This is a genomic window from Streptomyces sp. NBC_00433 (genome assembly GCA_036015235.1).
In the GTDB taxonomy this organism is placed as follows: Bacteria; Actinomycetota; Actinomycetes; order Streptomycetales; family Streptomycetaceae; genus Actinacidiphila.
Map to the genome: position 1 here is coordinate 4,368,836 of CP107926.1, position 20,226 is coordinate 4,389,061.

At 69.9% G+C, this 20,226-nt stretch carries 19 protein-coding genes and 1 tRNA gene; 10 read left to right on the forward strand and 10 right to left on the reverse strand.

Translation table 11 applies throughout. The features are described 5' to 3' along the window. Positions 1 to 95: 95 nt before the first annotated feature. The 3 genes from OG900_18470 (at position 96) to OG900_18480 (ending at position 1,590) form a co-directional block, all read left to right on the forward strand. Complete coding sequence (locus OG900_18470) at positions 96 to 356, forward strand: ribbon-helix-helix domain-containing protein (protein WUH95822.1); 261 nt, start codon at positions 96 to 98, stop codon at positions 354 to 356. Beyond that, complete coding sequence (locus tag OG900_18475; GenBank protein ID WUH91894.1) at positions 353 to 796, forward strand: PIN domain-containing protein; 444 nt, start codon at positions 353 to 355, stop codon at positions 794 to 796. Before OG900_18470 ends, OG900_18475 begins: the two co-directional genes overlap by 4 nt. A 284-nt stretch (positions 797 to 1,080) precedes the next feature. Then, positions 1,081 to 1,590 (forward strand): DUF2199 domain-containing protein, encoded by a 510-nt coding sequence (locus tag OG900_18480; protein ID WUH91895.1) that lies wholly within the window; start codon positions 1,081 to 1,083, stop codon positions 1,588 to 1,590. Positions 1,591 to 1,772: 182 nt separating this feature from the next. Here the strand turns inward: OG900_18480 and argG are convergent, their stop codons facing one another. Next, a complete protein-coding gene (argG, locus tag OG900_18485; protein ID WUH91896.1) occupies positions 1,773 to 3,227 on the reverse strand; it encodes an argininosuccinate synthase in 1,455 nt (484 codons plus the stop codon). Positions 3,228 to 3,413: 186 nt separating this feature from the next. On the opposite strand from argG, the gene OG900_18490 reads away from it, so the two are divergent. Then, a complete protein-coding gene (locus tag OG900_18490) occupies positions 3,414 to 3,785 on the forward strand; it encodes a VOC family protein (protein WUH91897.1) in 372 nt (123 codons plus the stop codon). 87 nt (positions 3,786 to 3,872) lie between these two features. Here OG900_18490 and OG900_18495 read toward each other — a convergent pair whose 3' ends face one another. After that, positions 3,873 to 4,415, reverse strand: a complete 543-nt coding sequence (locus OG900_18495) for a YbjN domain-containing protein (GenBank protein WUH91898.1) — start codon at positions 4,413 to 4,415, stop codon at positions 3,873 to 3,875. A 102-nt stretch (positions 4,416 to 4,517) separates the two neighbouring features. After that, entirely contained in the window at positions 4,518 to 7,124 is a 2,607-nt protein-coding gene (clpB, locus tag OG900_18500) for an ATP-dependent chaperone ClpB (GenBank protein ID WUH91899.1), read from the reverse strand. A gap of 236 nt (positions 7,125 to 7,360) precedes the next feature. Here clpB and OG900_18505 point away from each other — a divergent pair, with 236 nt between their 5' ends. Beyond that, positions 7,361 to 7,768, forward strand: coding sequence for a TIGR03618 family F420-dependent PPOX class oxidoreductase (locus tag OG900_18505; GenBank protein WUH91900.1), 408 nt, complete (start codon positions 7,361 to 7,363; stop codon positions 7,766 to 7,768). 32 nt (positions 7,769 to 7,800) lie between these two features. Here the strand turns inward: OG900_18505 and OG900_18510 are convergent, their stop codons facing one another. The 5 genes from OG900_18510 to OG900_18530 form a co-directional block, all read right to left on the reverse strand. Beyond that, the gene (locus tag OG900_18510) at positions 7,801 to 8,271 is read right to left on the reverse strand and encodes a helix-turn-helix transcriptional regulator (GenBank protein ID WUH95823.1); all 471 of its coding nucleotides are present in this window, start codon (positions 8,269 to 8,271) and stop codon (positions 7,801 to 7,803) included. Positions 8,272 to 8,293: 22 nt separating this feature from the next. Further along, the gene (dnaJ, locus tag OG900_18515) at positions 8,294 to 9,490 is read right to left on the reverse strand and encodes a molecular chaperone DnaJ (GenBank protein ID WUH91901.1); all 1,197 of its coding nucleotides are present in this window, start codon (positions 9,488 to 9,490) and stop codon (positions 8,294 to 8,296) included. Between the two features lie 35 nt (positions 9,491 to 9,525). Then, entirely contained in the window at positions 9,526 to 10,200 is a 675-nt protein-coding gene (grpE, locus tag OG900_18520; GenBank protein ID WUH91902.1) for a nucleotide exchange factor GrpE, read from the reverse strand. Then, positions 10,197 to 12,080 carry a molecular chaperone DnaK gene (gene dnaK, locus OG900_18525; protein ID WUH91903.1) on the reverse strand — a complete coding sequence of 628 codons (1,884 nt, stop codon included), beginning with the start codon at positions 12,078 to 12,080 and terminating at the stop codon, positions 10,197 to 10,199. The genes grpE and dnaK overlap by 4 nt, the downstream gene beginning before the upstream one ends. Before the next feature lie 135 nt (positions 12,081 to 12,215). Further along, positions 12,216 to 13,100, reverse strand: a complete 885-nt coding sequence (locus tag OG900_18530) for an LCP family protein (protein WUH91904.1) — start codon at positions 13,098 to 13,100, stop codon at positions 12,216 to 12,218. Between the two features lie 280 nt (positions 13,101 to 13,380). Here OG900_18530 and OG900_18535 point away from each other — a divergent pair, with 280 nt between their 5' ends. The 3 genes from OG900_18535 to OG900_18545 all read left to right on the forward strand — a co-directional run bounded on the left by OG900_18535 (position 13,381) and on the right by OG900_18545 (position 17,080). Then, complete coding sequence (locus OG900_18535; protein ID WUH91905.1) at positions 13,381 to 15,636, forward strand: (Fe-S)-binding protein; 2,256 nt, start codon at positions 13,381 to 13,383, stop codon at positions 15,634 to 15,636. Between the two features lie 140 nt (positions 15,637 to 15,776). Continuing rightward, a complete protein-coding gene (locus tag OG900_18540) occupies positions 15,777 to 16,589 on the forward strand; it encodes a YIP1 family protein (protein ID WUH91906.1) in 813 nt (270 codons plus the stop codon). 74 nt (positions 16,590 to 16,663) lie between these two features. Continuing rightward, complete coding sequence (locus tag OG900_18545; protein ID WUH91907.1) at positions 16,664 to 17,080, forward strand: DUF2000 domain-containing protein; 417 nt, start codon at positions 16,664 to 16,666, stop codon at positions 17,078 to 17,080. A gap of 12 nt (positions 17,081 to 17,092) precedes the next feature. Here OG900_18545 and dcd read toward each other — a convergent pair whose 3' ends face one another. Beyond that, a complete protein-coding gene (dcd, locus tag OG900_18550; protein WUH91908.1) occupies positions 17,093 to 17,668 on the reverse strand; it encodes a dCTP deaminase in 576 nt (191 codons plus the stop codon). Positions 17,669 to 18,024: 356 nt separating this feature from the next. Between dcd and OG900_18555 the strand changes: the two genes are divergently transcribed. Both OG900_18555 and OG900_18560 read left to right on the forward strand, forming a co-directional pair. Next, a tRNA-Gly gene (locus tag OG900_18555) sits at positions 18,025 to 18,098 on the forward strand. 369 nt (positions 18,099 to 18,467) lie between these two features. Beyond that, entirely contained in the window at positions 18,468 to 18,989 is a 522-nt protein-coding gene (locus OG900_18560; protein ID WUH91909.1) for a hypothetical protein, read from the forward strand. Positions 18,990 to 19,073: 84 nt separating this feature from the next. Here OG900_18560 and OG900_18565 read toward each other — a convergent pair whose 3' ends face one another. Then, positions 19,074 to 20,225 (reverse strand): hypothetical protein, encoded by a 1,152-nt coding sequence (locus tag OG900_18565; GenBank protein WUH91910.1) that lies wholly within the window; start codon positions 20,223 to 20,225, stop codon positions 19,074 to 19,076. Between the last annotated feature and the right edge of the window lies 1 nt (position 20,226).

Consider the following 20,226-nt stretch of genomic DNA (forward strand, 5'->3'; position numbering starts at 1 on the left):
CGAGTGTGGAGTGCGCGGGGTACGCGGCCGCAGGAGAAGCGAGCGGATGACTCGGCAACATGCACCACCAATGGTACATGGACTACGATTGGTACATGTCGATGAAACGTACGAACGTCTACGCGGACCCCGAGGATCTCGCGATCATCAAGGAGGCCGCTGCCCGCCGCGGTATCAGCGAAGCCGAGATCATCAGGCAAGGCATCCACCTCGCAGCCATGGCGAACCGGGTCTGGGACGAACCACTTTTCTCCCGGACCTTCGAAGGGCCTGGGCGTACTCCGTCCAAAGAGGACGTCCGCAACACCGTGGCTGATGCCGTCCGGCGTGAGGGCGGCTCCGGAGTGACAGCGTGATCATCGTCGTGGCCGACACCTCGGGCCCGCTGGCCGCGCTGGACTCCACGCACCCCGAGCACCAGGGAGCCAACGAGGCGATCATGGCCGCCGGCCTCCTCGTGATGTCCCCGCTACTGCTCGCTGAGATAGACCACGTCGCGACCCGCGAGCTGGGACGGGAAGCAGCCGTCAGCGCGATCGACGACATCCGGCGGTGGATGCGAGCGGGCCGGATCGTCGTACCGGAAATCACCGAGGCCCACCTCTCCGCCGCCCAGACCCTGCGAGCCCGGTACGCGGCGCTCAACCTCGACCTCGCGGACGCTGTGAACGTCGCCCTCGCGGCTGAATACGACACGGACGCCGTCCTCACCCTCGACCGCCGCGACTTCCGCGCGGTGCGCCCGCTCGGTCGCCACAAGTCCTTCCGCCTTCTCCCTGACGACTTGCCCCTGTGACCGAATGGGTGCGTGAAGAAGGAGTGGCCTGGGTGACCGGCTCCCCTGAACTGGTCGCGGCGGTCCGCACGACGAAGCAGTTCCTCACCTACGTCGTGCGGACCACCCCACCGCCGGCCGCACCCAGGTCCGCTTCGCCTTCTGCAAGAAGCACGACGTCCTCACCGAAGCCGCGGGCCGCCTCCGCAAAGCCTTCAACGGCTGAGCCGCGTCATCGGACCGGGCCCCGATGGCGCGGCACCATGTCGCGGCCAGGGGTGTTGAGGGCTCGCTAGGCTCGCGCCATGTCTGACGATCTCGGCTTCACGTGCTCACACTGCGGCGACCACCACGCAGACCTCCCCATGGGCTACTCGACCATGGCTCCCGATGTCTGGGAGCCCCGCTTCGAGGATGATCCGGACAGCATGCTGTCGCCCGACCAGTGCGTGATCAGGGGCCGCCACTTCTTCATCAGGGGCCTGATCGAGATACCCGTGATCGGCAGCGAGGACGTCTTCTCGTGGGGCGTCTGGGTCTCCCTGAGCAAGGACAACTTCGCCCGCGCCCTTGAGGTGTGGAACACGGTGGGCCGCGAGGCCGAGAGGCCCTACTTCGGCTGGCTCAGCACCGAACTCGCGCTCTACTCCGAGAGCACCACCGACTTGAAGACCAACGCCCATACGCGACCGGTCGGCAGCCGCCCCTTCATCGAGCTGGAGCCCACCGACCACCCGCTGGCCGTCGAACAGCGCACCGGGATCACGCATGACCGCGTGCGCGAGATCGCCGCGGCCGTGCTGCATCCGGCGTGAGCGCCGATCGGTAAACGTGTCCGTCGCGCCTGGCCGAACCGCCGACCGGCTGAGACGCGCCTCCGGGGAACACCCTGTGCGGTGCGTCCGCCGCTTTCGACGGCCCGGCCGCGCCACGTCGTCCCACGGGCGCGACGGGATTCACGGCTCGGCCGGGCAGACAGGCAGGCAGGCAGGCAGGGTCAGTCCGTGCCGGACTCCATTGCCGCGAGGTCGAGGAGCTCGTCGTCGTCCGCCGCCTCGCCGCGGGAGGCGATGGCCTCGGCTCCGCCCTCGGGGAGCCGGGGCATCGTGCCGATCAGGCCGGTCGCGGCGGCCTGGGCGGCGCCGATGGCGGGGCTGCCGGTGCCGATCAGGCCGAGCTGGGCGTACTGCTCCAGCTTGGCCCGGGAGTCGGCGATGTCGAGGTTGCGCATGGTGAGCTGGCCGATCCGGTCCACCGGGCCGAAGGCGGAGTCCTCGGTACGCTCCATGGACAGCTTGTCCGGGTGGTAGCTGAACGCGGGGCCCGCGGTGTCGAGGACCGAGTAGTCCTCGCCGCGCCGCAGCCGCAGGGTCACCTCGCCGGTGACCGCCGCGCCGACCCACCGTTGCAGGGATTCGCGGATCATCAGCGCCTGCGGGTCCAGCCAGCGGCCCTCGTACATCAGGCGGCCGAGGCGGCGGCCCTCCGTGTGGTACTGGGCGACGGTGTCCTCGTTGTGGATCGCGTTGACCAGGCGCTCGTAGGCCGCGTGCAGCAGGGCCATGCCGGGCGCCTCGTAGATGCCGCGGCTCTTGGCCTCGATGATCCGGTTCTCGATCTGGTCCGACATGCCCAGGCCGTGGCGGCCGCCGATGGCGTTCGCCTCGGTCACCAGGTCGACCGGGCGGGCGAATTCCACGCCGTTGACGCTGACCGGGCGGCCCTGGTCGAAGCCGATCGTCACGTCCTCGGCGGCGATCTCGACCGACGGGTCCCAGAACCGCACGCCCATGATCGGCTCGACGGTCTCGACGCCGGTGTCCAGGTGCTCCAGCGTCTTGGCCTCGTGGGTGGCGCCCCAGATGTTGGCGTCGGTGGAATACGCCTTCTCCGTGCTGTCGCGGTAGGGCAGCCCGTGGTCGAGCAGCCACTGCGACATCTCCTTGCGGCCGCCGAGTTCCGTCACGAAGTCCGCGTCGAGCCAGGGCTTGTAGATCCGCAGGTGGGGGTTGGCGAGGAGGCCGTAGCGGTAGAACCGCTCGATGTCGTTGCCCTTGAAGGTCGAGCCGTCGCCCCAGATCTGCACCTCGTCCTCCAGCATCGCCCGGACCAGGAGCGTGCCGGTGACGGCGCGGCCCAGCGGGGTGGTGTTGAAGTACGCGCGCCCGCCCGAGCGGATGTGGAAGGCGCCGCAGGCGAGCGCGGCCAGGCCCTCCTCGACCAGTGCGGCGCGGCAGTCGACCAGGCGGGCGATCTCGGCGCCGTAGGCCATCGCACGGCCGGGCACCGACGCGATGTCGGGCTCGTCGTACTGGCCGATGTCGGCGGTGTACGTGCACGGGACGGCACCCTTGTCGCGCATCCACGCGACCGCGACCGAGGTGTCGAGGCCGCCCGAGAAGGCGATGCCGACGCGCTCGCCGGCGGGGAGGTTGGTAAGAACCTTAGACATGGCAAGAGTATGCATAGTCGCGCATGCTCATGCAAAGCCCTATGTCAGCCCGGGTGGCCCGGCCTGCCGCCGGCCCGCCGCCATGCCGCCCCGCCACCCGCCGCGCCGCGTCCACGCGGCCCCCACCGATGAGTTTCGGGCCCCGCCACGGTCCTGATGGGTAAGTCCGACTCACAGGAGACGATCATGTTCGGTTCGACGAAGGCGTTCAGCGGCTTCTCGGTGGACGACACCGACGCGGCGAAGAAGTTCTACGGCGACACCCTCGGACTGCGGGTGTCCGAGGAGAACGGGCTGCTCACCCTGCACATCGCGGGTGACCGCGACATCCTGGTCTACCCCAAGCCCGACCACGCACCGGCGACGTACACGATCCTGAACTTCCCCGTCGCCGACATCGTCGCGGCGGTAGACGAGCTGACCGGCAGGGGCGTGCGCTTCGAGCGCTACGAGCACCTCGCGACGGACGACAAGGGCATCTTCCGCGGCGGCGGCCCGCTGATCGCGTGGTTCACCGACCCCGCCGGGAACGTGCTCTCGGTGCTGCAGTCCGCGTAGGCGGCCCGGCGCCCGCGCCCGCCCCCGCGACATGCGAGAGCCCGGCCACGGGGGCCGGGCTCTCGCAGATGCGAAGGGGAGCGGAGGTCAGACCTCCGTGGGACCGTCGCCGTCGCCGTCCGTGTCGGTGTCCGCGTCCTTGGCCAGGCCGAGCGTCTCCACGACCCACTTGTCGAACTCGATCGACGCCCGCACCCAGCTGACCGTGCTGGACACGAAGTGCTCCAGGCCGACTCCGAGGCCGATCAGCATCTGGGCCTCGCCGATCAGGCGGACACTGCCGTCGTCGTGCGTGTGGGTGTAGACCTTCGGCCACAGGGTGCGCTGGTTCCAGTCGTCGATGACCTCGTGCAGCTGCGGCTTGTCGTCGACCGAATACGGGCGGTCGTAGAAGGTCCTGACGGCGAAGACCTGCTGGTCCCCCTCGCCCCGGAACATGAAGTAGGTGCGGAAGTCCTCCCACGGGGCGGCGAGGTCGCCCTCGTCGTCCACGAGGTACTTCAGCTCCATCTGGTCAAGCAGCTGCTTGACCAGGTCCTGGTCCGGAATGACCACACTGCCGTTGGATCCGGTCGGGTCGGGGTCCGGCTGGCCCCCGAAACTGGGAATCGAGGACGGGTCGATGCTCACCGTGAAGTCCCTTCGTGACGTCTCCCTCCCATCCTCTCTCATCCGCCCCCGCTCGTCACAACCCCGGGCGGCACGCATCGCGCGCACCACCCGGGGGCGGGGTCATTTGACCAGGTCGGGGCCGGTGGAAGCGCCCACGATCAGGCCGCCGGCCGCACGGTCGACGCGGACCGTCTGCCCGTCGGCGACCTCGCCGGACAGCAGGGCGCGGGCCAGCGGGTCGCCGATGGCGGTCTGCACCAGGCGGCGCAGCGGGCGGGCGCCGTAGGCCGGGTCGTTGCCCTCGTCGGCGAGCCAGTCGAGGGCCTCGTCGGTGATGTCGAGGGTCAGCCTGCGGTCCCGCAGCCGGGCGGCGAGGCGGTCGGTCTGCAGCCGGGCGATCCGGCGCAGCTCGTCCTTGGCCAGCGCGGAGAAGACCACGATGTCGTCCAGCCGGTTGAGGAATTCCGGCTTGAAGGACGCGCGGACCGTGCTGAGCACGTGCTCCCGCTTCTGGTCGTCGGACAGCGCCGGGTCGACCAGGTACTGGCTGCCCAGGTTGGAGGTCAGGACGAGGATCGCGTTCCTGAAGTCGACCGTGCGGCCCTGCCCGTCGGTGAGCCGGCCGTCGTCGAGCACCTGGAGCAGCACGTCGAAGACCTCGGGGTGCGCCTTCTCGACCTCGTCGAGCAGGATCACGCTGTACGGGCGGCGGCGCACCGCCTCGGTGAGCTGGCCGCCCTCCTCGTAGCCGACGTAGCCGGGAGGCGCCCCGACCAGCCGGGCGACCGAGTGCTTCTCGCCGTATTCGCTCATGTCGATACGGACCATGGCGCGCTCGTCGTCGAAGAGGAAGTCGGCGAGCGCCTTGGCCAGCTCGGTCTTGCCGACGCCGGTCGGGCCGAGGAAGAGGAAGGAACCGGTCGGGCGGTCCGGGTCGGCGATGCCGGAGCGGGAGCGGCGTACGGCGTCGGAGACCGCGCGGACCGCCTCGGTCTGGCCGATCAGCCGGCGGCCCAGCTCCTCCTCCATCCGCAGCAGCTTCTGCGTCTCGCCCTCCAGCAGCCGGCCGGCCGGGATGCCGGTCCAGGCGGCGACGACGTCGGCGATGTCGTCGGGGCCGACCTCCTCCTTGACCATCGTTTCCTGGGCCGCGGCCTCCTGCTCCTCGCGGGTGGCCTCCTCCAGCTCGGCCTCCAGCTTGGGCTTCTCGGCGTAGAGCAGCTTGGAGGCGGTCTCGAAGTCGCCGTCGCGCTGGGCGCGCTCGATACGGGTGTCGATGTCGTCGAGCCGCTCCTTCAGCTCACCGACCCGGTTGAGGCCCTGCTTCTCCTTCTCCCAGCGGGCGGTCAGGCCGCGCAGCTCCTCCTCGCGGTCGGCGAGGTCCTTGCGCAGCTTTTCGAGCCGCTGCACGGAGGCGGGGTCGGTCTCGTTCTTGAGCGCCATCTCCTCCATACGCAGCCGGTCGACGGCGCGCTGCAGCTCGTCGATCTCGACGGGCGAGGAGTCGATCTCCATCCGCAGCCGGGACGCCGACTCGTCCACCAGGTCGATGGCCTTGTCGGGCAGGAAGCGCGAGGTGATGTACCGGTCGGACAGCGTCGCTGCGGCGACCAGCGCGGAGTCGGCGATCTGCACCTTGTGGTGGGCCTCGTAGCGGCCCTTGAGGCCGCGCAGGATGGCCACGGTGTCCTCGACGGTCGGCTCGGCGACCAGCACCTGCTGGAAGCGGCGCTCCAGGGCGGGGTCCTTCTCGATCCGCTCGCGGTATTCGTCGAGCGTGGTCGCGCCGACCATCCGCAGCTCACCGCGGGCGAGCATCGGCTTGAGCATGTTTCCCGCGTCCATGGCCGAGTCGCCGCCGGCGCCCGCGCCGACGACGGTGTGCAGCTCGTCGATGAAGGTGATGACGCGGCCGTCGCTGTCCTTGATCTCGGCCAGCACCGCCTTGAGCCGCTCCTCGAACTCGCCGCGGTATTTCGCGCCGGCGACCATCGCGCCGAGGTCGAGCGAGACCAGCCGCTTGTTGCGCAGCGACTCGGGCACGTCGCCCTTCACGATGCGCTGGGCCAGGCCCTCGACCACCGCGGTCTTGCCGACGCCGGGCTCGCCGATGAGCACCGGGTTGTTCTTGGTGCGGCGGGAGAGCACCTGGACGACCCGGCGGATCTCCTGGTCGCGGCCGATCACCGGGTCGAGCCGGCCCTCGCGGGCGGCGGCGGTGAAGTCGGTGCCGTACTTCTCCAGCGCCTTGTACGTGCCCTCGGGATCCTCGCTGGTCACGCGCTGCCCTCCACGGGCGGTCTCGAAGGCGGTCAGCAGCTGCTTGCCGCCGGCGCCCTGACGGGTGAGCAGGTCGCCGGCCTGGCCGCCCTTGACGGCGATCCCGATCAGCAGGTGCTCGGTCGAAAGATACGCGTCGCCCAGCTCCTTGGCCCGCTCGGCGGCGTCGGCGATGACCGCGAGCAGGTCGCGGTTGGCCTGCGGGGGCGCCACGGTCGAGCCCTGCACCTTCGGCAGCGCCGTCACCAGCCGGCCGGCCTCCGCCGTGACCGCCGCCGGGTCGGCGCCGACCGCGGTGAGCAGGTCGAGCACGTTCTCATTGTCCGCGCCGCTCAGCAGAGCGAGCAGCAGGTGCGCGGGCGTCAGGTCGGGATTGCCCTCGGAAACCGCCCGCGTATTGGCGGCGTTGAGCGCTTCCCTGCTCTTGTTGGTCAGCTCGGCGTCCACAGGGCCTGGTCCTCCTCGGGTGCTTCTCGTCCGTCCATCGTGCTGGCGGCGTCCGGCGCCGCGCAACACATCACATGGCTTGTTGCGCAAAGGAACATGAACGATGTTGAGTCTATTCCACTCAACTTCACTTCGGCAGACCGACACGGCGGTAAGTGCTCCCCGCAGGCCGACGGCCCGTCACCCACACGGGGGTGACGGGCCGTCGGCCGCCGGAGCCGGGCTAACGTCGTGGCATGGTTCGACGCGATCCCCGCGCCCCCGAGGCGGGCTACCTCGCCTTCTGGCGCGAACACCACCTGTGCACGCTCACCACCCACCGCCCCGACGGCTCACCGCACGTCGTACCGGTCGGCGTCACGTACGACCCGGAGGCGGGGCTCGCCCGGGTGATCACCAACACGGCGAGCGCGAAGGCGGCCCACGTACGGGCGGCGGGCCCCGGCGGCGCGCGGGTCGCGGTCTGCCAGGTCGACCGCCGCCGCTGGGCGACCCTCGAAGGCGTCGCCACCGTCTCGGAGGACCGGGACCGTATCGCCGACGCCGTCTCCCGCTATGCCGAGCGCTACGGCCGTACGCCCGCCCCCAACCCGCACCGGGTCGTCATCGAGATCGCCCTCACCCGGGCGATGGGCAACGCCTGAGCGGCGGGACCCCCCGGCGGGGACCCCGCTCCTCAGGACTTGGGCCGCCACACGACCAGCGCGCTGGTGTGCTGCACGTCCTGATACGGCACCAGGTCCCGCCGGTAGGACGCGTGCACCGCCGCCTCCCGCTGCTGGATGACGGCAGCGGCGCCCTCCACCGCGGCGGACAGCTCGGCCACCCTCGCCTGCAGCGCCGCGACCTGGTTCTCCAGTTCGATGATGCGCTTGATGCCGGCGAGGTTGATGCCGTCGTCCTGGGAGAGCCGCTGCACCTCGCGCAGCTGCTCGATGTCGCGGGCCGAATAGCGGCGGCCCCGCCCGGCCGTGCGGTCGGGCGAGACCAGGCCGAGGCGGTCGTACTGCCGCAGGGTCTGCGGGTGCAGGCCCGACAGCTCGGCCGCCACCGAGATGACGTAGACCGGGGACTCCTCGGTCAGCTGGTACGGATTGCGGCCGCGCGGACCGCCGTGGCCGCGCGGCCCGGCCCCCGTACCGTCCATCCGGCCGTCGATGCTCATCCGTTCACGCTCCCTTTGCCGCCTTGAACAGCTCGGCCCGCGGATCGGCGTCCCCGACCGCCTCCCGGTAGGCCTCCAGCGCGTCCAGCGCCTTGCCCTCGGTCTTCTCCGGCACCGCCACCTCGACGGTGACGAGCAGGTCGCCGCGCGAGCCGTCCTTGCGGACGGCGCCCTTGCCACGGGCGCGCAATGTGCGCCCGTTCGGCGTGCCGGGCGGGAGCTTGAGGGTGACCGGGGGGCCGCCCAGCGTCGGCACCTTGACGTCGCCGCCGAGCGCCGCCTCCACGAAGCTGACCGGCACGGTCACCGTGAGGTTGGCGTCCTTGCGGCCGAAGACCGGGTGCCGCCCGACGTGCACGACCACGTAGAGGTCGCCGGCCGGGCCGCCGCGCTCGCCGGGGGCGCCCTTGCCGCGCAGCCTGATCCGCTGCCCGTCGGTGACCCCGGCGGGAATGCGGACCTGCATGGTGCGCGAGCTCTTCGCCCGCCCGCTGCCGTGGCACACGTCGCAGGGTGTCTCCGCGATCAGGCCGCGGCCCTTGCAGTCCACGCACGGGTCGGTGAGCGAGAAGCCGCCACCGCCGCCGCGGGAGACCTGCCCGGTGCCGACGCAGGTCGGGCACACCCGCGGTGTGCCGTTCTTGTCGCCGGTGCCCGAGCACGCCTTGCAGGGCGCCTGCGAGGACATCCGCAGCGGCACGGTGGCGCCGTCCACGGCCTCGGTGAAGCTCAGCGTGACCTCGGACTCGATGTCCTGGCCGCGCCTGGGCTGCACCCTGGTGCCGCCGCCGCGGTTGAACAGCCCGCCGAAGACGTCGCCCAGGCCGCCGCCGAAGCCGCCGCCCTGGCCGCCCGGTGCCGAGCCGCCCGCGCCGCCCTGCTGGCCGCCGAAGAGGTCGCCCAGGTCGAAGTTGAAGCCGCCGGTGCCGCCCGCGCCCGGCCCCGGGCGGAAGCCGCCGTTGCCGAACAGCGCGCGGCCCTCGTCGTACTCCTTGCGCCGCTTGGCGTCGGAGAGCACGTCGTTGGCCTCGGAAATCTCCTTGAAGCGCTCCTCGGCCTTGGTGTCGCCCTTGTTGGCGTCCGGGTGGAACTCCCGGGCGAGCTTCCGGTACGCCTTCTTGATCTCGGCGTCGGTGGCGTCCTTGGGGACGCCGAGGACCTTGTACAGGTCCTTTTCCAGCAGGTCCCTACTGATGCTCATCCCCGGCGTCCCTCCTTTCCCCGTTCTTTACACCGTCAGCCCTGGTCCGGGCCACCGGTCTCCTCGTCGTCCGGCGTGTCCGCCGCCACGTCGGGGTCCTCCGCGTCGTCGCCCTTGCCGGCGCCCGGCTGCGGCTCCGCGACCGCGACCCTGGCGGGCCGCAGATTGCGCTCACCCAGGCGGTACCCGGGCTGGAGGATCTGCACGCATGTGGTCTGCGTGACATCCGGCGAGTAACTGTGCATCAGGGCCTCGTGCACCAGCGGGTCGAAGGCCTCGCCCTCTTTGCCGAACTGCTGCAGGCCCAGCTTCGCCGCCACCGTCTCCAGCGACTCGGCGACCGACTTGAAGCCGCCGACCAGCTCGCCGTGCTCGCGCGCCCGGCCGATGTCGTCGAGCACCGGGAGCAGCTCGGTGAGCAGGTTGGCGACCGCGACCTCCTTGACGGCGGCCCGGTCCCGGTCCACCCGGCGGCGGTAGTTCTGATATTCGGCCTGGAGCCGCTGCAGGTCCGCGGTGCGCTCGTTGAGCGCCGTGCGCACCTGGTCCAGCTGCGCCCGCAGGGCCGTCAGCTCCTTGGCGTCCCCACCGCCCGGCCCCGGGGCCGCCTCGTCGGCGGCCCCGGCGTCCTTGGCGGCGTCCGGCTGCTTGTCGCTGGCCTCGGAAGGGACGTCGGGCTCCGGCTCGAAGCCCTTCGGCTCCTCCGTCACGCGGCACCGTCCCTCTTGTCGGAGTTCTCGTCGTCGACGATCTCGGCGTCCACGACGTCGTCGTCGGCCGGACCCGCCTGGCCGGCGCCGGCGTCACCCGGGCCCGCCTGGGCACCGGCGGAGCCGTCCGCCTGCGCGTTGGCGTAGAGCGCCTGGCCGAGCTTCTGGCTGGTGGCCGCGACCTTCTCGGTGGCCTCGCGGATCGACGCGGTGTTCTCACCGTCGGTCGACTCGTTCTTCAGCTTCTCCTTGAGGTCCGCGATGGCGGCCTCGACCTCGGACTTCACGTCCTCGGGGAGCTTGTCCTTGTTGTCCGCGATGAACTTCTCGGTCTGGTAGGCCAGCTGCTCGCCCTGGTTGCGCGTCTCGGCGGCCTCGCGGCGCTTGTGGTCCTCGTCCGCGTACTGCTCGGCCTCCTGGCGCATGCGGTCGACCTCGTCCTTGGGCAGCGAGGAGCCGCCGGTGACGGTCATCCGCTGCTCCTTGCCGGTGCCGAGGTCCTTGGCGCCGACGTGCATGATGCCGTTCGCGTCGATGTCGAAGGTGACCTCGATCTGCGGCATCCCGCGGGGGGCCGGCGGCAGGCCGGTCAGCTCGAACATCCCGAGCTTCTTGTTGTACGCCGCGATCTCGCGCTCGCCCTGGTAGACCTGGATCTGCACCGACGGCTGGTTGTCCTCGGCCGTGGTGAAGATCTCCGAGCGCTTGGTCGGGATGGTCGTGTTGCGCTCGATCAGCTTGGTCATGATGCCGCCCTTGGTCTCGATACCGAGGGACAGCGGGGTGACGTCGAGCAGCAGGACGTCCTTGACCTCGCCCTTGAGCACACCGGCCTGGAGGGACGCGCCGATGGCGACGACCTCGTCGGGGTTGACGCCCTTGTTGGCGTCCTTGCCGCCGGTCAGCTCGCGCACCAGCTCGGCCACGGCCGGCATACGGGTGGAGCCGCCGACCAGGACCACGTGGTCGATCTCGGACAGCTGGATGCCGGCGTCCTTGATGACGTTGTGGAACGGGGTCTTGCAGCGCTCCAGCAGGTCGCTGGTCAGCTGCTGGAACTGCGCCCGGGTCAGCTTCTCGTCCAGGTGCAGCGGGCCCTCGGCGGACGCGGTGATGTAGGGCAGGTTGATCGAGGTCTCGGTGGAGGAGGACAGCTCGATCTTGGCCTTCTCCGCCGCCTCGCGGAGGCGCTGGAGTGCCATCTTGTCGCGGCCCAGGTCCACGCCGTGGCCGGACTGGAACTGCTTGACCAGGTAGTCCACGACCCGCTGGTCCCAGTCGTCGCCACCGAGGTGGTTGTCGCCGTTGGTGGCCTTCACCTCGACGACGCCGTCGCCGATCTCCAGCAGCGAGACGTCGAAGGTGCCGCCGCCGAGGTCGAAGACCAGGATCGTCTGGTCGTCCTTGTCCAGGCCGTACGCAAGCGCCGCCGCGGTCGGCTCGTTCACGATCCGCAGCACGTTCAGACCGGCGATCTCGCCGGCCTCCTTGGTGGCCTGGCGCTCGGAGTCGTTGAAGTACGCGGGGACGGTGATCACCGCGTCGGTGACCTTCTCGCCCAGGTACGACTCCGCGTCCCGCTTGAGCTTCTGCAGGATGAAGGCGCTCATCTGCTGCGGGTTGAAGTCCTTGCCGTCCAGGTTGATCTTCCAGTCGGTGCCCATGTGGCGCTTGACCGACCGGACGGTCCTGTCGACGTTGGTGACGGCCTGGCGCTTGGCCACCTCGCCGACCAGCACCTCGCCGTTCTTTGCGAAGGCGACGACGGACGGCGTGGTCCTGGCGCCCTCTGCGTTGGTGATGACGGTGGGCTCGCCGCCTTCGAGAACGCTGACGACGGAATTAGTCGTGCCCAGGTCGATGCCGACCGCACGTGCCATGGTGAAATCCTCCTGCTGACTTGAGTGGAACTGGCTCAAGGGTGCCTGAGTGATTTTTGTCTGTCAACAGAGGTGAGTCGAGGCGACTCAACTTAGCGGCGCGCAACGCGCGCACCCAGGGCCGCGGTTCCGCTGCTACGGGTCGGCACCCGGCACCACCGGGCGGTCCGCCCGCAGCGCCGCGAACAGCCGGTCGGCCGCCGGACGGCGCAGTTCGTCGCCGGGCGCGCCGACCCCGCGCACCTTCGCGTCGCCGCCCGCGGTGCCGCCCTTCGGAGCCACGGGCAGAGTGACCAGCGTCACTCCTCCGGCCGGCAGTCGGCGCAATGTGCCGGCCAGCTCGTACAGCGCGGGGAGCGAGCCGAGCCCGGGGTCCGCGGTGACGGCGGAGGTCGCGGTGTCCAGCAGCCCGAAGAGCCGCGCCGGGTGCGCGAGCGACCCGCCGCCCCCGGCCGTGCCGGCGAGCGCCCGCAGGAGCCCCCCGCGCGGGTCGCGGTCCGCTCCCCGCGTGTCGCCGACCGCGTCGGCGATCCGGCCGAAGCGGGGCGCGTCCACCACCAGGTGGTGGTCCACCCGCACCCCCGACAGCTGCTCGAAGGCCCGGATGGAGCAGGCCGCGCCGCCGCTGCGGAAGGCGGCGGCGAAGGGCTCGTACGCGGCCGGAACGCTGCCGCCGCCGGGCCGGCGGCAGCCGGGGACGCTGACCCGCAGGTCGCGCGGCACCCCGACCGCGGCGGCCCGCGTGCGGTCGGCCGACAGGTGCAGCAGGACGGCGGCGTCCCGGCCGGCCGCCGCTCCCGCCGACGCGGAGGCGCCCTCCACGCCCATCACCAGGATGTTCCGCGCCCGCGGCACCAGGGCCGGCGGGCGCTGGGCCGCGTATTCGGCCAGCACCTTCTCCGCCGCGCTGTCGGTGGTGATGTTCGCGCTGAACTTGCGGTAGGAGGCGAGGCAGAGCCCGGCGGTGAGCACCAGCAGGAGGCCGGCGCCGATCGCCGTCCAGCGCAGCACCGCCCGCATGTCGCCGCTCCTCCCGCCGCTCGCCCCGTGGCCCCCGGACCGTCCGTCCACCACGAGGAGTCGGCCTCATCCGTATGTGTCACGTCCATATGTGTCACGGTCGCCCGGGTTTCAATCGGATCGGCGTGGCATAGATGAGGCGTGTGCGGCGCGCGACACAGATCACCAGTGGTGCGGCTTTATGGCCTCCCCGATCCCGGGTAATCTCAGCCAGGACCGCATTAAGTTACCGCTTAGTATTCCAGTCACCGTTCACCGTGCGCAGGCCCGAGGAGCCCCCATGCAACTCGCCGCGATCATCGTGTCGCTGGTCCTCACCGCGGTCGGCGTCGCGCTCATCAGCCTCGCCATCGCGCAGATCCACCGGTTCATCCGGCTCGGCGGGCCCGCACCCGCCGGCAGTCGCACCAACGACCCCCGGGCGCGTACGACGACGATGCTGCGGGAATTCGTCGGCCACACCCGGATGAACAAGTGGGGCGTCATCGGCGTCGCCCACTGGTTCGTCGCGGTCGGCTTCCTGACCCTGGGCCTGACGATCGTCAACGCCTACGGCCAGCTCTTCAAGGCCGACTGGATCCTGCCGGGGATCGGCACCTGGCTGCCGTACGAGGTCTACACCGAGTTCATCGCGACCCTCACCACCTTCGGCATCATCACGCTGATCGTCATCCGGCTGCTGAACCTGCCCTCCCGGGCCGGCCGCAAGTCGCGCTTCGCGGGATCGACGGCCTGGCAGGCGTATTTCGTGGAGTACGTCGTCCTGGTCATCGGCCTGGCGATCATGACGCTGCGCGGCCTCGAAGGCGCCCTGCACGGCGTGGACCACTACGAGGCCGCGTACTTCGCCTCGTACCCGCTCGTCGCGGGCTTCCGCGGGCTGAGCACCCAGACGCTGCAGAACCTCGTCTACGCCACCGCCATGGTCAAGCTGAGCGTCACCATGATCTGGGCCATCGTGCTCGGCCTGAACACCGACATGGGCGTCGCCTGGCACCGCTTCCTGGCCTTCTTCAACATCTGGTTCAAGCGCGACGCCCACGGCCGGGTCGCGCTCGGCGCCCTCCAGCCGATGACCAGCAACGGTGTGCCGATCGACTTCGAGGACCCCGGCGAGGACGACGTCTTCGGCGTCTCCCAGGTCGAGCAGTTCTCCTGGAAGGGCATCCTCGACTTCTCCACCTGCACCGAGTGCGGCCGCTGCCAGTCGCAGTGCCCGGCATGGAACACGGGCAAGCCGCTGTCCCCCAAGCTGCTGATCATGTCGCTGCGCGACCACGCCCACGCCAAGGCGCCCTACCTGCTGGCAGGCGGCGGCAAGAACGCCGAGGGCGAGGAGCAGGCGACGCCCGAGCAGCTCGCCGGCGTCCCCGCCGCGGCCCTCGCCGAGGCCGAGCGCCCGCTCATCGGCACGGCCGAGGAGAACGGCGTCATCGACCCGGACGTCCTGTGGTCCTGCACCACCTGCGGCGCCTGCGTCGAGCAGTGCCCGGTCGACATCGAGCACATCGACCACATCATCGACATGCGCCGCTACCAGGTGATGATCGAGTCGTCCTTCCCGTCGGAGGCCGGCACGATGCTCAAGAACCTGGAGAAGAAGGGCAACCCCTGGGGCCTGCCCAAGAAGCAGCGGCTGGCCTGGGTCAAGGAGGTCGACTTCGAGGTCCCGGTCGTCGGCGAGGACGTCGAGGACCTGACCGAGGTCGAGTACCTGTACTGGGTCGGCTGCGCCGGCTCGCTGGAGGACCGGGCGAAGAAGACCACCAAGGCCTTCGCGGAACTGCTGCACATCGCCGGCGTCGACTTCGCCATCATGGGCGGCGAGGAGAACTGCACCGGGGACTCACCCCGGCGCCTGGGCAACGAGTTCCTCTTCCAGCAGCTCGGCATGGAGAACGTCGCCATGCTCAACATGGCCTTCGGCGAGGACGACGAGGACCCCGCCACCCGCAAGCCGCGCTCCGCGAAGAAGATCGTCGCGACCTGCCCGCACTGCTTCAACACCATCGCCAACGAATATCCGCAGCTCGGCGGCGAATACGAGGTCATCCACCACACCCAGCTGCTGCAAACCCTGGTCGACGAGGGCCGCCTCGTCCCGGTCACCCCGGTCGAGGGCCTCATCACCTACCACGACCCCTGCTACCTGGGCCGGCACAACAAGGTCTACACACCGCCGCGGGAGATCATCGCCAAGGTGCCCGGCCTGCGCAGCGAGGAGATGCACCGGCACAAGGACCGCGGCTTCTGCTGCGGCGCCGGCGGCGCCCGGATGTGGATGGAGGAGCGGATCGGCAAGCGCATCAACAACGAGCGGGTCGACGAGGCGCTGTCCCTCAACCCGGACATCGTCTCGACCGCCTGCCCGTTCTGCCTGGTGATGCTCACCGACTCCATCAACGGCAAGAAGAACGACGGCCAGGCGAAGGAGTCGCTCCAGGTGGTCGATGTGGCGCAGCTGCTGCTCGACTCCGTCCGCACCCCGGCCGCGGCGGTCACCGCCGACGCGAGCGCGGAGGCCGCCGCCGGCTGACGCCCCGCCCCGGGCCGTCCCCGGGGCCGTCCCCCGGCCCCTCAGGGCGCCGCCGCGACGTGTCACAGGTTGGCAGCAAAGCGGCGCCCGGGGCGGGCTGCCAGGGCCTGGGGCGGCGGGGAGCGGGTACGTTCGAAGGCGTGGCTGGATTCGAGAACCGACGAGGACAGGACCCGAACGTACCGGGCGGCTACCCGCCCGGGTACGGGCAGTACGCGCCTTCCGGCGACCCCGGGCAGCATGCCCAGCCGCCCGCGTACGGCCAGCCGCCGGCCTACGACGACGCTCCCGGCCACACCCGGGCGTTCACGATGGGCGAGCCCGCGCAGCTCGCGGACCCGTACGCGTACGGCTCCCCCGACGACAATGTGGCGACGTACCGCGCCGGCCAGGCCAGCGCCCCGCCGGCCGGCCCGCGCCTGCACTGGAAGCAGCTCCTCAGCGGCATCCTGCTGCGTCCCGGCCGCACCTTCTGGCAGATGCGCGACCACACCGTGTGGGGCCCCGCGCTCACCGTGACCTTCCTCTACGGCCTGTTCGCCGTCTTCGGCTTCGACTCGGCCCGCAAGGACGTCCTCGACGCGAACCTGTCCTCCAGCGTCCCGTGGGTCGTCACCACGGCCATCGCCGTCACCCTGTCCGGCCTGACCCTGGGCGCGGTCACCAACGCCCTGGCCCGCCAGCTCGGCGGCGACGGCGCCTGGGCGCCGACCATCGGCCTGGCCCTGCTGATCACGTCCCTCACCGACGCCCCGCGGCTCCTCTTCGCCCTCTTCCTGGGCGGCGGCAACAGCTTCGTCCAACTCCTGGGCTGGCTCACCTGGCTGGCGTGCGCGGCGCTGATGATGTCGATGGTCGGCAAGTCCCACGACCTGCCGTGGCACAGGGCGCTGGGGGCGTCGTCGATCCAGCTGGTGGCGCTGCTGATGCTCTTCAAGCTGCCGCTGATCTGAGGGCACGGGTCCGGTGTCCGGGCGCGCTAGGAACGTACAAGACACGTACCGCCCGCGCCCCGCAGTCTGGGGCCATGACCACAGCTTTCGATACGAAGATCGCCGTGCTGCTGCGGGAGGACCTGGAGCCGTGGCAGCGGCTGAACGTGACGGCGTTCCTGGTGAGCGGCCTGGGCACACAGCTGCCCGAAGTCATCGGTGAGCCCTACGAAGACGCCGACGGCACCCCGTACCTGCCGATGTTCCGCCAGCCGGTGCTGGTCTTCGAAGGCGGCAAGGACGTCCTGACCGCCGCGCACACCCGGGCGCTGTCCCGCGTCCTGCCCAGCGCGGTCTTCACCGCCGACCTCTTCGCCACCGGCAACGACGCCGACAACCGCGCCGCCGTCCGCGCCGTCCCGACCGCCGGCCTCGACCTGGTGGGCCTGGCCGTCTACGGCCCGCGCAACGCCGTCGACAAGACCCTCAAGGGCGCCCGCATGCACCCCTGAGGCCCTGGGGCCTCACACCTGGGTGCGGTGGAAGTTCAGATACGACCTGGAGGCGGTCGGCCCGCGCTGCCCCTGGTAGCGCGAGCCGTACTGCTGCGACCCGTAAGGGAATTCGGCCGGGGACGTCAGCCGGAACAGGCACAGCTGCCCGATCTTCATCCCCGGCCACAACTTGATCGGCAGCGTCGCCACATTCGACAGCTCCAGCGTGACATGCCCGGAGAACCCCGGGTCGATGAACCCGGCCGTCGAATGCGTCAGCAGCCCGAGCCGCCCCAGACTCGACTTCCCCTCCAGCCGCGACGCCACATCGTCCGGCAGCGTGATGACCTCGTACGTCGAGGCCAGCACGAACTCCCCGGGATGCAGGATGAAGGCGTCGTCCCCGTCCGGCTCCACCAGCCGCGTCAGATCCCGCTGCTCGACCGCAGGATCGATGTGCGGATACCGGTGGTTCTCGAACACCCGGAAGAACCGGTCCAGGCGCACATCAATGCTCGACGGCTGCACCATCGACGGCTCGTACGGGTCGACGCGCACGCGCCCGTTGTCGATTTCGGTCCGGATGTCCTTGTCTGAGAGAAGCACGGAACGACCCTAACCCCTGCGGCTACTTCCCCCCGCTGGCCCCTTCCCCCACCGGCACGGCATGCCGCAGCCGCGCGCACCTGGGACACCTGACCAACCGCCCCGGCCCCAACCGCTGCACCCCCAACTGCTGCAACGGAAACACCCCGGTGGTGAACACATGCCCCTCCGCACAACGAACGACAGTGCGCTCCATGAAGCCCCTTCCCCAACTCCGCGTGGCCGACAAACCCCCACATTAGGTGATCCCCCACCCCACCCCCCGCCAGCCACACCGCCCCCCACTCCCCACCAACCCCCCGCCCCACCGGTACGTAGGGTAGAGTGTCCCCGAAGCGCCCTCCGGGGGCTTTTTCGCGGATGTAGTTTAATGGTAGAACATGAGCTTCCCAAGCTCAGAGCGCGGGTTCGATTCCCGTCATCCGCTCCACAAAGAAGGCCCAGGTCAATGACCCGGGCCTTTGTTGTTGTCCAGACCAATTCGATGGCCGTGTGCCATATCCGTGCCATTGGACCTGGAATTCCGGGGCACGGGCGGGCCGCGTGACCGCAGTTGACCGGCGCTGGCCGGGATTGACCAGATGGCGAGACGCATTTTCAGTGACCTGCGTCACGTCGGAGCGCGGGCTTTGCCCATGCAACTCCCGATATATCTCCCAGTTTTCAGCGAGAAGACCCCTGAAAACACCCGCTGCCACCCAGCGAAGCGACAGCGAGCTGGCCGTGCCACCGCCGTGCCACAGAGGCCCCCTGATGGGCCTGGGACGCGTGCCCTGTCCGGCTCCTAGGCTGTGCTGCCATGGGGAACAAGCTCACGCACGAGGGCGACGCCTTCATCAACTTCCGGGACTACAAGTTCCGCGGTGCCAAGTCGCATTGCTTCAGTTGGGTCAGCGTCAAGCATCTGAGGCTCCCCCCAGACGCTGTCAGCGATGAGGAGTTGCTCACCGCACTCGTCGGTCATGAACAGTTCCGGGACGACTACGCAGGCGGTGGAGTGCTGCCGGATGGACCCAGGCACGGCCCGTATTGGCTGAGGTCGGTCACCCCCGACGTCTACGAGACCGTCAGCTTGGAGAAAGGTATGCAGATCCTCCGGGAGTGGCTGAGCATGTTCGAGGACGCACCCGCCGAACTGGAGGCAGATCTGCAGCAGGAGGTGTTCGACCGCTTGGCCGCGGCTGACCACCTCTATTACCTGGGCGAGCTCGGGGTCGAGGCCGTCCACGACTGGGGGCGTGTGCACGAGTACTTCCACGAATTCGTGCTCATCGACCGCTCGGCTGGACGGATCACACTCCTCGTCGCGGCCGACGACTGATTCGACCGTCAGCGACCAAGCACACCCGCCTTGGCCTCCCTCGAACGTCTCCAACCGGCCTTGAGGCCAAGAGCCCTCCGACTGCTACTCGTCTGTGTCGGACTCGGCGTTCGCGCCGTAGGCATCGTTTGCTGCGAACGGGTGGACGAAGCGCCCTTCATTGAAAGGCACGAACCAGTCGTTGATGCCCATGGGTGCGATTCCCATGTGGGCGAAAGCGGGGTCCTCGTCGATTCCGTCGGCGGACGGCTCGTAGAGCCATTCGTGGTCCATGTCCTCGTAGACCTCGTCGGCGAAGGATTCGAGGGCTTGGCGTACCTGGTCGTCGAGGAGTCCGTACAGATCGGCGGTCACCTCGGCCTGGATGAGGAGCAGGCGCATGAGCAGCTCCTCGGCAACGCACGTCAGCTGCCCGAAGTGCGGCTGCGTGAGGCGGGCCGTCATGCAGACGGCCGTGGTGATCAGACGGCGTACGAAGAGCACGTCGTACTTGAGAACGTATCGTTCGGGCAGACCGTCGAGGACCATGAACACCTCGTCGCTCTCGGCGACGTTGGGCCCGTCGTTCGCCAACCGGTCGAGATCGGCGAACAGCTCGTCCACGAGAAGGTGGATGCCGTAGACGAGTGCGCCGGCCGCGATCTCAGCCGCTTCCTGGGTGACGAGCGACCCGTATCCCTCCTCGTCCTCGTCTTCCTTGTCCTCGGTGTAGCCGAAGGAGTCGAGGGAGAAGGCATGCAGCTGAGTGCCCATGGCCCGCAGCTTGCTGCGCATCACCTCCACTTCCGACTCGTCGAACTTCCCCGACACCGGCCCGGCTGGTGCTTCAAGATGCCGACGCGCGCGCTCGGCAGGGTCGGAGGGCGGTGCGTCCGGCCCGTCCGCTGCGTGAAGGCTCTCCTGGGCAAGGTCGGGGTGCAGTTCGACCTCGCACCGGGCGATCGTCCAATCCGCCAGCAGCTCAGTGCGCTCCAGCACATCCGTCATCACCGCACGGACAGCCTCCTCGGCGAACTCCAACGTCGGCGCGTCCACCACCACGTTCACCAGGGCGCCCCCGGGATGTACGGCGATCAGGTGGTCGAGGACATCGACCTCCACGCCGTCCGGCCCGTCGACCGCATCCAGCGCATGGAGATGCCTCCCCAGCAGGTTGCCCACACCCTCCCGCTGAAGCGGGTCCAAGTCAGGAGCACCTGCCGGAATCTCCGATTCAACCGTCACTTCGTACGTCACG